The 11550-nt window shown below is 71.2% G+C and carries 8 protein-coding genes; 5 read left to right on the top strand and 3 right to left on the bottom strand.

The annotated features are described in order from the left end of the window. The first annotated feature begins 471 nt into the window (after positions 1 to 471). Together GA0070214_RS02200 and GA0070214_RS02195 are read left to right on the top strand one after the other, a co-directional pair. On the top strand, positions 472 to 1548 hold the full coding sequence (locus tag GA0070214_RS02200; RefSeq protein WP_139141734.1) for a DUF6081 family protein: 1077 nt from the start codon (positions 472 to 474) through the stop codon (positions 1546 to 1548). Between the two features lie 62 nt (positions 1549 to 1610). Then, complete coding sequence (locus GA0070214_RS02195) at positions 1611 to 1916, top strand: DUF1330 domain-containing protein (protein ID WP_091258422.1); 306 nt, start codon at positions 1611 to 1613, stop codon at positions 1914 to 1916. 3 nt (positions 1917 to 1919) lie between these two features. Here the strand turns inward: GA0070214_RS02195 and GA0070214_RS02190 are convergent, their stop codons facing one another. From GA0070214_RS02190 to GA0070214_RS02180, 3 genes are all read right to left on the bottom strand, one after another. Next, entirely contained in the window at positions 1920 to 2663 is a 744-nt protein-coding gene (locus GA0070214_RS02190) for an N-acetyltransferase (RefSeq protein WP_244167507.1), read from the bottom strand. A 104-nt stretch (positions 2664 to 2767) separates the two neighbouring features. Then, positions 2768 to 5911: a GH92 family glycosyl hydrolase gene (locus GA0070214_RS02185; protein WP_091258421.1), complete on the bottom strand. Its 3144-nt coding sequence runs from the start codon at positions 5909 to 5911 to the stop codon at positions 2768 to 2770. Positions 5912 to 6111: 200 nt separating this feature from the next. Beyond that, entirely contained in the window at positions 6112 to 7149 is a 1038-nt protein-coding gene (locus GA0070214_RS02180) for a LacI family DNA-binding transcriptional regulator (RefSeq protein ID WP_091258419.1), read from the bottom strand. 355 nt (positions 7150 to 7504) lie between these two features. On the opposite strand from GA0070214_RS02180, the gene mmsA reads away from it, so the two are divergent. From mmsA to GA0070214_RS02165, 3 genes are read left to right on the top strand one after another with little or no spacing between them, the layout of a single operon-like run. After that, complete coding sequence (gene mmsA, locus GA0070214_RS02175) at positions 7505 to 9052, top strand: multiple monosaccharide ABC transporter ATP-binding protein (protein WP_091258417.1); 1548 nt, start codon at positions 7505 to 7507, stop codon at positions 9050 to 9052. Then, on the top strand, positions 9049 to 10347 hold the full coding sequence (gene mmsB, locus GA0070214_RS02170) for a multiple monosaccharide ABC transporter permease (protein ID WP_091258415.1): 1299 nt from the start codon (positions 9049 to 9051) through the stop codon (positions 10345 to 10347). The genes mmsA and mmsB overlap by 4 nt, the downstream gene beginning before the upstream one ends. A 54-nt stretch (positions 10348 to 10401) precedes the next feature. Beyond that, a complete protein-coding gene (locus GA0070214_RS02165) occupies positions 10402 to 11511 on the top strand; it encodes a substrate-binding domain-containing protein (protein WP_091258413.1) in 1110 nt (369 codons plus the stop codon). The last annotated feature ends 39 nt before the right edge of the window (positions 11512 to 11550 follow it).

Raw genomic sequence — 11550 nt, 5'->3', positions numbered from 1 at the left:
CGCTCCCGCCGCTCCCGCCGCTCCCGCCGCTCCCGCCGCTCCCGCCGCTCCCGCCGCTCCCGCCGCTCCCGCCGCTCCCGCCGCTCCCGCCGCTCTCGACGGGCGGTGCCGGCGGCGGGGTCTGCGGTGTGGTCTCGGGTTGGGTCTGCTCGTCGATCATGGTGGCTGCCCCCCAACCGGCGCAGCGCGGCCGCTGGCCTCTGAGTTCAGTATCCGCAGGTCAGGCGCGACATGGCCAGGGCGGTTCGGGCAGTTGACAGTTCCCCTGCCGCCCCGGTCCGCGACCCGACGGTCCACGGTGGTGGATCCTGCCGTCGCCCGGCCGGGGCCGGCCCGGCAGGGCGTCCCGACGTCCAGGCCGGCCGGCCGCGCCGTGCGGTGGATGTCCCGACCGCATCCACCTCCGACGATGGTTCGAGGTGGAGCCGCCACCGCCGGCGCGGCTCCCGAGCCCCCCGCAGGGAGGACGACGTGCGCAGACGGGACAGGTTCCGCCGGGTGACGGGCGCGGCGACGGTCGTGGTCGTGGTCGGGTGTCCGGGAGTGGCGGCGCCGGCCGCCGCGGCGGCGCCGGGCTCGCGGCCCGAGGTGGTGCACTACGACTCGGCGGACCTGGCCGAGTACGAGCGGAAATGGTCGAACATCTACGGCCCGCTGGACAACGCGACCCGCACCGTCGACGACGGGGTGCTCACCGTGACCGACGTGCCGTTCAAGACCGGTGTGGACTACAGCGTCTACGACCACCTCAAGTACATGGCGGTCAGCAACCGCACCTTCCCGGTGCCCCGGCAGGGGTCGGTCGAGTTCTCCGTGGACGTCACGGCGCGCACCCCCGGCGCGACCGGCGGGCACGTGGTCCACGGCCGGTACGGCCCGCCCGGCTCCGCGGCCGTCGCCGGACCGGACGCCCGCCCCTACGCCGCCCCGGTCCTGGAGGGACAGCAGGCGGCCGTCGTGCTCAACATGATCGACTTCTGCACCGGGCAGCTGTTCGACTGGTTCGTCTCCGGCACCCGCGCGTTTCCGCTGATCGAGCGGCTGCCCAGCACGGTCACCGGCAACACCGGCAACCCGGACTGCCCGGGCGCCGCCGAGGTCGGGCTCGACCGAGCGTACACGCAGATCGTCCGGGAGGTGCCGATCACGCCGGGAGTGCCGCACCGGGTCGCGATCCGCTATCGCGAGGCGGGCGGGCACGCCAGCGTGACGTACCTGCTGGACGGCATCGTGGTCGCCCGGGTCGGGCAGGTGGGCGTGCCGCTGGACCGGCAGGGTGTCGCCTGGACCGGCACGTACCCGTCCCTGGGCCCCGGCGAACCGCTGGCCGGGAAGATCCGGTCGTTCTCGATGGCGCACGGCCTGTTCAGCCTGCTGGACGCCTTCCCGTTCCAGTACGGCTGCACCCCGCCGGAGGCCACCGGCCCGGGCACCTGCGACCCGCGGTACGCGCCCTACAGCGTCTCCGTCCCGCCCGCGGAGCGCGCCTTCGGCCAGGGCGCGGTCGGCTCGTTCCGGAACTTCACCGTCCGCACGGTCGGCCGGTAGGCGACCCTCCGCTGCCGGGCCGGGGGACACCGGCGGCGCGTACCGGTGCGTAGCCTGGGCCGGTGACCGTCTACGCCCTCGCGCAGATCACCGTCCACGACCGGAAGCGCTACGACCGGTACGTCGCCGCCTTCCTGCCCGTGCTGGCCCGGCACGGCGGCCGGCTGCTCGCCGCCGACGCGTCCCCGCGGGTGGTCGAGGGGACCTGGCCGCACGAGAAGGTCGTGCTCATGTCCTTCGACAACCGGGAGGACTTCGAGCGCTGGTCCACCTCGCCGGAATACCGGGAGATCTCCCGGGACCGGGAGGCGGCCACCGAGGGGGTCGTGCTCCTGCTCGACGGGATCGGTCACGCCTGGCCGGCCTGACCGCTACAGCCGGTGCCGCACCCAGACGTTCGGCTCGACGTAGGCGGCGTGGTCATGGGCGACGTCGACCAGCACGGGCGCCAGCGCGCCCGGCACGTGCACCGGCCCGCTGGCGTCGAACGGCAGCCCGGTCCACCGCCGCCAGTCGGTCAGGGTGCCGGTGACCGCCATCGACCGGGGCGCGACCCGCTCGATCACCCCGCCGGCCCGCACGTGCACCCGCAGCCACGGGTCGACCGGCAGGCCGTCGGGGCGGACCCGGGCCGCGTACTCGGCCATCGGCAGGTCCGGAACGGCGGCCTTGCCGTTCGGGCGCACGGGCGCGACCAGGGTGTCGAAGCCCTGCCGGGCGACCGCCTCGCGCATCGCCGCGAGCATGAGCCCGGACACCCCGCCGCCGCGCCGGTCCGGCCGCACGCAGATCTCCAGGGCGGAGACCAGGTTCGGGGTGGCGCCGGTGAGCCGGTTGACCGCGGCCCGCTGGATCATCCGGTCCCAGCCGCCGTCGGGCAGCTCGTCCTCCGTCCAGCGCAGCGGCACGGCGTACGCCCGGGCGACGGCCCGGCCCGGCTCGGCCGGGTCGACGGCGGCGAAGACGAACTCGGGATAGAGGTCGTGGGCCACGCTGTAGTAGACCGAGCCCATCGGGTCCCAGAGCATGAACTGCGGCCAGGCGCCGTCGAAGTCGGTGTCGAGCCGCGGCGCCAGGTCGGGGCGCTCGGCCAGGCTCACGATGTCCAGGGTCACGCCGGGCACGGTAGAGCGGTCACCGCCCGAACCGCACGCCCTTTTCCGCTCCGGCGGCGGCCGGTGCCCCGCGAGCACCGGCCGCCGTCCGAGCCTGCCCACGGTCAGGTGCCGAAGACCTCGACCTCGTAGAGGCGGGCGGCCACGTCGGTGGTCTGGGTGGGGGTGAGCACCTTGACGACCACGTACCTGCCGTCGACGGACACCGGATGGTTGGTCACGCCCGCCGTGTTGCCGCGCACCTGGGCGACCGTCGTCCACGCCGACCCGTCGGGGGAGACCTGCAGGTCGAAGTCCCGCGTGTTCCAGGCGGGATCCTCCCCGCCCGCGGCGGCGTGGTGGACGGTGACCGACTGGAGGTGGTGGGCGGCGCCCAGGTCGATGCGGAGCGACTTCGTGCCGCCGGTCGCGCACCACTTGTCGGAGTTGCCGCCGGAGGTGCTGCCGTTGACGGCCTTCTCGGGCCCCTCCGTGCTCGCGCACTGCGAGTCGGCGGTGGCGGGCCGGTTCAACGCCAGGTTCGTCGCGCCGGCGGTCCCGTACACCTCGAACTCGCCGATGCGGGCGGCGGTGTTGCCGTTGTTGGTGGGTGTGGTGACGGTGAGCCGGACGTACCGGGCCGTCGTGGCGGGGACGGGGTGGTAGGTGCGGCTCGCGCGGTTGCCGGAGACGGCGGCACGGGTCGTCCAGGTGCTGCCGTCGGTGCTGGTGTCGATGGTGAAGGCGCCGGTGTTCCAGCCGGTGTTCTCGCCGCCGAGCCCGGCGTGCTTGACGACGAAGGAACCGACGGTCCGGTTCGCGCCGAGGTCGACCTGGAGGAACTTGGTGCCGGAGGCGAGCGAGCACCACTTGCTGGCGCTGCCGAGGCGTCCGTCGAACGCCTTCTCCGGCCCCTCGGCGGCGTTGCACGCGGCGGATCCGGTGGCCGGCCGGCCGGCGGCCAGGTTGGCGCCCAGGTCCGGTGCGGCGGCCGGCGGGCTGGCCCCGTCGGTGAACGACGGCGGCGCGTCGGCCGGGTCGGTGCCCCACACCGACGGCGTGCCGCCCATCGTGTACGACAGGGTGGCGCCGCCCGCGAGGTCGCCGTAGCGCAGCCAGGTGCGCCGGCTGGCCGACCCGTTCACGGCGAGGCTCTGCACGTACTGGTTGCCCTGACCGGCGTTGGCGGCGGTGATCTGGACGTCACCGGCCGGCCGGTCCACGAGGATCGACGGGAAGATCGGACCGTGCAGGGCGAGGGTGTCCGCGCCCGGGGTGGGCGGGTACATGCCGAGGGCGGACCAGACGTACCAGGCGGAGGTGGCGCCCAGGTCGTCGTTGCCGGGCAGGCCGCCGGGGCCGGTGGTGAACGACTCGTTCATGATCCGCCGGACCGCGGCGCTGGTGCCGGCCGGCGCCGCCGCGAAGTGGTAGGCCCACGGGACCCCGTGCTCCGGCTCGTTGCCGATGTAGAAGTACGGCTGCGACTGCCCGCCGTTGGTCTGCGTGAAGTGGTGGTCGAGCCGCTGGACGGCGGTCTGCCGCCCGCCCATGAGGTCGATCAGGGCGCCGAGGTTGTACGGGACCATCCAGGTGTACTGCGAGGCGTTGCCCTCGACGTAGTTGGACTGGCTGGCCGGGTCGAGGGGCCACGGCCAGGTGCCGTCGGCGTTGCGCGGGTGGATGTAGCCCGACTCGGTGTTGAACGTGTTGCGCCACCACTGCGCCCGCGCCATGTGCGTGTCGTACGTGGCGGTGTCGCCCAGGGCCCGGGCGAACTGGGCCACCGCGAAGTCGCTGGCGGAGTACTCCAGCGAGTCGGACGGGTCGCCGTCGATGTAGTGGCGTTGGACGTAGCCGCTCTGCCGGCCGCGGATCGGGCTGCCCTGGGTGGTGCCTCCGGCGGAGCTCTTCTTCATGAGGGCCAGGGCGGCCGCGGTGTCGAAGCCGCGGGCGCCGAACTGGTACATGCTGTCGACGACGATGGGGCCGGGGTCACCGGTCATGACGAAGGCCTCGTTGGTGTTGTGCGACCACTTCGGCAGCAGGCCGCCCTGCTGGCCGTCGAGCACCATGGACCGGGCGATGTCGGTCGCCTCGGCGGGCGCCAGGAAGGCGATCAGCGCGGCCCAGGACCGGTAGATGTCCCAGCCGGAATAGTTCTGGTAGACCGGGTGGGCGGCCGTGTGGACGGCGTTGTCGAAGCCGCGGTACTGCCCGTCGACGTCGTTGGCCAGGTTGGGGTTGATGAACACGCGGTACAGCGCGGTGTAGAACTTCTGGAGGTCGGCGGTGGAGCCGCCGGTGACCTGCACGCGGTTGAGGATCGCGTTCCACTGCGCGTCGGCGTTGGCGCGGACGGTGTCGAACGCGAAGCCCGACTGCTCGGCGGCGAGGTTGGCCTGCGCGCCGGCCGCGCTCACGAAGGAGATGCCGACCTTGACCTGCACCACGGGGTTGGCGGAGGTGTCGAAGGTCAGGTAGCCGCCGGAGTTGGTGCCGCTGGCACTCGTGGAGCCGGCGGTGACGGTGCCGCCGAGCCAGGTGCCGACGCCGCTCGGGGCGCGGTCGAACTCCATCCGGTAGAAGATCTGGTAGGTCCGGCTGTTGCCGCAGAAGCCGCCGCCCGTGACGCTGCCGGTCACGGTGGAGCCGCTGATCTGGATCGAGCCGGCACGACTGCCGGTGGCGCTGCGGCTGGTGTTGACGAGCACCCGCGCGGTGCTGGTGGCGGGATAGGTCAGCCGCAGGATGGCGCTGCGCTGGGTGGCCGACGCCTCGACGCGGGTATTGCCGTAGTTGCTGAGCACCGCCCGGTAGAAGCCGGGCCGGGCCTGTTCCTGGGCCTTGTCCTGGGTGGCCCGGTAGGCGGTCCACGAGGTGCCCGGCGAGGCGCCGAGCGCGCCGGTGACCGGCAGGATCCCGAGGTCCTCGTTGTTGGGGCAGCCGGCGCCGTTGAAGTGGGTGAGGCTGAACTCCTCGATCTGGGTGTCGCTGAAGCGGTAGCCGGACGGTGAGGCGGTGGGGGTGTCCGGGCTCAGCTGCACCATGCCGAAGGGCTGCACCGGGCCGGGGACGGTGCTGCCCCCGGCGCCCCCGCCCACCGGGTTGGGCGCGTTGCTGTCGTCGGTGCCGATGAACGGGTTCACGTACGGGGTGAGGGCGAGCGGTGCCGCCGCGGCGGGCGAGGCGACCGCGACGAGTGTGGACGCTCCGGTGACGACGGTGGCCACCAGGGTGAGCAGACGGGACGGGCCTGATCGGAGCATGAGGCGATCCTCCTTGAGGCGCGGGCGACACTCCGTGACATCGTTGTCATCGACGGGTGTCACCGTCCTGTGTAGAGGTCCGAGAGGTGCGTGTCAATGGCGGACCGCCCGAGTGCCCGCGGTCGCGGTGCCTGTCCTGCTCGACCAGCCCGACGGCCCGGCAGGGTTCTCTCGCTCGCGACGCGGCTCGACGCCGCGCGCTAGGAGCCGGCCGTCGCCGCGGGGGTTGGCGGCCGTTCGCCGGAGCCCCGGGCCAGCAGCCGGGTCGGGATCACCACCTGCCGGGCCGGTCCCCGATGGCCGTCGATCCGGTCGAGCAGCAGTTCGGCGGCCCGCCGGCCCATGTCCTCCGGGTCGTGCGCCACGACGCTCACGCCCAGCACGTCGCCGAGGTCCACCTCGTCGAAGCCGACCAGCGCGGGCGGGGCGGGGTGCCCCCGCAGGGCCCGCAGGGCGCCCAGGGTGATCCGGTTGTTCATGGTGAACAGGGCGGTCGGCGGTGCGGTGCGGCCGAGCAGGCCGAGCACGGCCTGCTCGGCGGCCGCGACGTCGTGCGCGTTCTCCACCAGGTAGTCCGCCCAGTTCGCCACGCCGGCCACGCGCATGGCGGCGGCGAAGCCGTCCAGCCGGTCACGGTGCGTGCTCAGGCGGGACAGGTCGCCCACCACCCCGATGCGCCGGTGGCCGGCCGCGGTCAGGTGGACGCCGGCCTGCCGGGCGCCGTGGTGGTTGTCCAGCAGGACGGTGTCCGCGGCCAGCTCGACGGGCGGCCGGTCCACGAACACGAACGGGATGCCGTGGCGGTGTTCGGCCGCGAAGTGGGCGTGCGCGGTGGCGGTCGAGGCGATCACGAGCCCGCGCACCCGCCGTTCCAGCAGGGCGTCGGCGAGCCGCCGCTCCCACTCCGGGTCCTCGTCGGTGCTCGCGGTGATCAACTGGAGGCCCCGCATGCGCAGGTCCCGCTCCAGGCCGCCGGCCAGCCGCGAGTAGAACGGGTTCGCCAGGTCCCCGATGAGCAGGCCCACCAGCGTGGAGGTGCTCGCGCCGCGGCGCAGCTCCCGCGCCACCCCGTTCAGCCGGTAGCCGAGCTGGTCGGCGGCGTCGCGCACCCGCGACCGGGTCTCCGGCGCCACCCGGGGCTCCCCCCCGAGGGCCCGGGAGGCCGTCTTGACCGACACGCCGGACAGCGCCGCGACCTGGGCCAGGCTCGGTCGACCAGCCTTCCGGTCAGCGGTCATGGCGGGAATTATGACACCCGGATGGCGCAAGATCGCAGCCTCGGGCCGGTGGTCGCGACCCCGCGGCGCCGGGCCGGCCCGGGTCACGAGGACGGTTCGGGAACAGCGTTATACGATGCGGCGTCAACGTTGTCATGGGTTGGTCGCTAGCACCCCTGCGGCGCTTGTCGGCAAGCCTCCGGCGCGTCGCGAAGGTCACTGAGCGTGGCGGTCGATATTACCGACTTGTTACGCAAAAGAGCGACCTGGGCACTTGCGGAAGCGCCTCCGACGAGATTTCCTTGCCCACGACAACGAAAAGTGAGCGAAGGTCATAACCCGCGGAGGCGGCCATGACGTTGGCAAGGTGGGAGCGATGAGCGATCTGCCCGTCCTCCTGGAGATGCGCTCCATCACCAAGGAGTTCCCCGGCGTCAAGGCCCTGGCCGACGTCAACCTGGTGGTCCGCGCCGGTGAGATCCACGCCATCGTCGGCGAGAACGGCGCCGGCAAGTCGACGCTCATGAAGGTGCTCAGCGGGGTCTACCCGTACGGCAGCTACGACGGGCAGATCATCTACCAGGGCGCCGAGACCCGCTTCTCCGACATCCGGGCGAGCGAGAACGCCGGCATCGTGATCATCCACCAGGAGCTCGCGCTCATCCCGGGCATGTCGATCGCCGAGAACATCTTCCTCGGCAACGAACCGCGCAAGCGGGGGGCGATCGACTGGAAGGCCGCGAACCGGATGGCTCTGGACCTGATGGCCCGGGTCGGCCTGCGGGAGGACCCGGACACCCTGGTCAAGGACATCGGCGTCGGCAAGCAGCAGCTCGTGGAGATCGCCAAGGCGTTCGCCAAGGACGTCAAGCTGCTCATCCTGGACGAGCCCACGGCCGCCCTCAACGAGGCCGACTCCCAGCACCTGCTGGACCTGCTGCGCGGTTTCCGCTCGCGGGGCATCACCTCGATCATGATCTCGCACAAGCTCAACGAGATCGAGGCGATCGCCGACCAGATCACGATCATTCGGGACGGCCGCACCGTCGAGACGCTGAACGTCAAGGCGGACGGCGTCGACGAGGACCGGATCGTGCGCGGCATGGTCGGTCGGGAGCTGCACAGCCGGTTCCCGGACCACACCCCCAAGATCGGCGAGGTCTTCTTCGAGGTCCGGAACTGGAACGTCCGGCACCCGATCTCCGCCGAGCGGCAGGTCTGCAAGAACGAGAGCTTCACGGTGCGGCGCGGCGAGATCGTCGGCTTCGCCGGCCTGATGGGCGCCGGCCGTACCGAGCTGGCCATGAGCGTCTTCGGCCGCTCCTACGGGGTGTACGAGTCCGGCACGATCATCAAGGACGGCAAGGAGATCGTCCTGAAGTCGGTGGCGGACGCGATCGCCCACGGGCTCGCCTACGTCAGCGAGGACCGCAAGGCGATCGGCCTGAACCTGCTCGACGACATCAAGACCTCGACGGTCGCCGCCAAGCTGTCGAAGATCTCGCGCCACGGGGTCCTCGACGAGGTCGCGGAGTACAAGGCAGCCGAGTCCTACCGCCGGGAGCTGCGCACCAAGGCGCCGACGGTCGACGAGGGCGTCTCCAAGCTCTCGGGCGGCAACCAGCAGAAGGTCGTCCTGGCGAAGTGGATGTTCACGGACCCGGACCTCCTGATCCTCGACGAGCCGACCCGCGGCATCGACGTGGGCGCCAAGTACGAGATCTACGGCATCATCCAGCGGCTCGCCGACCAGGGGAAGGGCGTCGTCGTCATCTCCTCGGAGCTGCCCGAGCTGATCGGGCTCTGCGACCGCATCTACACCGTGTTCGAAGGCACCATCACCGGCGAGATCGCCCGGCAGGACGCGGACCCGGAAACCCTCATGAAGCAGATGACCTCGACGAAGAAGATGCAGACACGATGAGCCGAATCAAGGACCTGCAGAAGAACCTCTTCGGAGGGACCACGTCCAACGCCCGCCAGTTCGGGATGATCTTCACCCTGGTGGCGATCGTCGTCCTGTTCCAGATCCTCACGGACGGCCTGACCCTGCGGTCGGACAACCTGATCGCACTGTTCAACCAGAACTCGTACATCCTCATCCTGGCCATCGGCATGCTGATGGTGATCGTCGCCGGGCACATCGACCTGTCGGTCGGCTCGATCGCCGCCTTCACCGGCATCCTGGTGGCCAAGTCGATGGCGGAGTGGTCGCTGCCCTGGCCCGTCGCCATCCTGTTCGGCCTGGCGATCGGCGCCATCATCGGCGCCTGGCAGGGCTTCTGGGTCGCCTACATCGGGGTGCCGGCGTTCATCGTCACCCTGGCCGGCATGCTGCTCTTCCGGGGCGGCAACCAGTTCATCGGCAACGCGAACACGATCGCGGTGCCGGAGGGCTTCCGGGTGATCGGCTCGGGCTTCCTGCCCGAGGTCGGCCCGGACACCGGCTACAACAACCTGACGCTCCTGCTCGGCCTGGCCGCCTGTGTGGCCGTGGTGTGGCGGGAGTTCCAGGCCCGCAAGACCCGCCGCGAGATGGACGCCGACCCGGCCCCGATGTGGATCTCGGTGCTCCGGATGGCCGTCATGGTCGGCGTGATCGTCTTCGCCTCGCTGCGGTTCGCCAGCGGCCGGGTCGGCACGAGCTTCCCGGTCTCCGGCATCATCCTGGTGGCGCTGGTGCTGGCCTACTCCTTCTACACCCGCAACACCGCCGCCGGCCGGCACATCTACGCCGTCGGTGGCAACTCGCGGGCCGCCGAACTCTCCGGTGTGAAGCTCAAGCGGGTCAACTTCTTCGTCATGATGAACATGGCCGTCCTGGCCTCCCTGGCCGGCATGATCTTCGTGGCCCGTTCGGCGGCCTCCGGCCCGCAGGACGGCAACGGTTGGGAACTGGACGCCATCGCGGCCGTCTTCATCGGTGGCGCGGCCGTCTCCGGCGGCATCGGCACCATCAGCGGCTCGATCGTCGGCGGTCTGGTCATGGCCGTCCTGAACAACGGTCTGCAGCTGCTCGGCGTCGGCACCGACCGGGTCCAGATCATCAAGGGCCTGGTGCTTCTGCTGGCCGTCGCGCTCGACGTCTACAACAAGAAGCAGGGCAAGTTCTCGATCATCGGGAGCCTCACCCGCTCGTTCCGCCGCGACACCCCGACCCCGCCCACGGCACCACCCGACGCGGAACGGGAAACCGCCCGCACGGCCGTGCCGAGCTGACGTTCCACCCCGCCTCACACCCCGTATCACCTCTCCAGAAGGGCACCACCAGCCATGCGTAAACTGATCGGCAAGTCGATGGCCATCGGCGCCATCGCCGCGCTGGCCCTGACCGCCACCGCCTGCGGCTCCGGCCGCGACGGCGACACCGGCGGCGCCAAGGGCGGCGACACCAAGGGCTTCGCGGCCGACTCCCTGATCGGCGTCGCCCTGCCGTCGAAGACCTCGGAGAACTGGGTCCTCGCCGGTGACCTGTTCACCAACGGCCTCAAGGAGGCCGGCTTCAAGAGCGACGTGCAGTACGCCGGCGCGTCGACCACCGTCGCCGACCAGCAGGCCCAGATCACCGCCATGGTGACCAAGGGTGCCAAGGTCATCGTCATCGGCGCGACCGACGCCGCGCAGCTGTCGACCCAGGTCGCCGCGGCGCACGCCGCCGGCGCGAAGGTCATCGCGTACGACCGGCTCATCACCAACACCCCGGACCTCGACTACTACGTCGCGTTCGACAACTTCAAGGTCGGCCAGCTCCAGGGCCAGGCCCTGCTGGACGGCATGAAGGCCAAGAAGCCGAACGGCCCGTACAACATCGAGCTGTTCTCCGGCTCGCCGGACGACAACAACGCCGGTGTCTTCTTCAACGGCGCCATGGACGTGCTCAAGCCGGAGATCGACAAGGGCAACGTCGTCGTCGCCTCGAAGCAGACCGACGTGAAGCAGACCGCCATCCAGGGCTGGAAGGCCGAGGGTGCGCAGGCCCGCATGGACCAGCTGCTGACCTCGACCTACGGCAACAAGGAGCTGGACGGCGTCCTCTCCCCGAACGACACCCTGGCCCGCGCGATCATCACCTCGATCAAGGGCGCCGGCAAGAAGATCCCGGTCGTCACCGGCCAGGACTCCGAGGTCGAGTCGGTCAAGTCGATCATGGCTGGCGAGCAGTACATGACGATCAACAAGGACACCCGGAACCTGGTGAAGCAGACCATCGAGATGGTGAAGGCCCTGCAGGCCGGTAACACCCCCGAGGTCAACGACACCAAGTCGTACAACAACGGCGTCAAGGTCGTGGACACCTACCTCCTGCCGCCGGTGGCCGTCACCAAGGCCAACGCGGCCGAGGCGTACGCCAACGACCCGAAGCTGTCCCCGCTCACCAAGTAATCCCCGCGCACCACGAAGGGCCCCGGAGTTCGCTCCGGG

It is taken from the genome of Micromonospora chaiyaphumensis, assembly GCF_900091435.1.
In the GTDB taxonomy this organism is placed as follows: domain Bacteria; phylum Actinomycetota; class Actinomycetes; order Mycobacteriales; family Micromonosporaceae; genus Micromonospora; species Micromonospora chaiyaphumensis.
This window is presented reverse-complemented; position numbering and strand designations above follow the sequence as displayed.

Bases quoted from the DNA above. Each gene is read 5' to 3' on its own strand.
- GA0070214_RS02185 (WP_091258421.1), bottom strand. From the start codon at position 5,911: ATGCTCCGATCAGGCCCGTCCCGTCTGCTCACCCTGGTGGCCACCGTC.
- GA0070214_RS02180 (WP_091258419.1), bottom strand. From the start codon at position 7,149: ATGACCGCTGACCGGAAGGCTGGTCGACCGAGCCTGGCCCAGGTCGCG.
- mmsA (WP_091258417.1), top strand. From the start codon at position 7,505: ATGAGCGATCTGCCCGTCCTCCTGGAGATGCGCTCCATCACCAAGGAG.
- mmsB (WP_091258415.1), top strand. From the start codon at position 9,049: ATGAGCCGAATCAAGGACCTGCAGAAGAACCTCTTCGGAGGGACCACG.
- GA0070214_RS02165 (WP_091258413.1), top strand. From the start codon at position 10,402: ATGCGTAAACTGATCGGCAAGTCGATGGCCATCGGCGCCATCGCCGCG.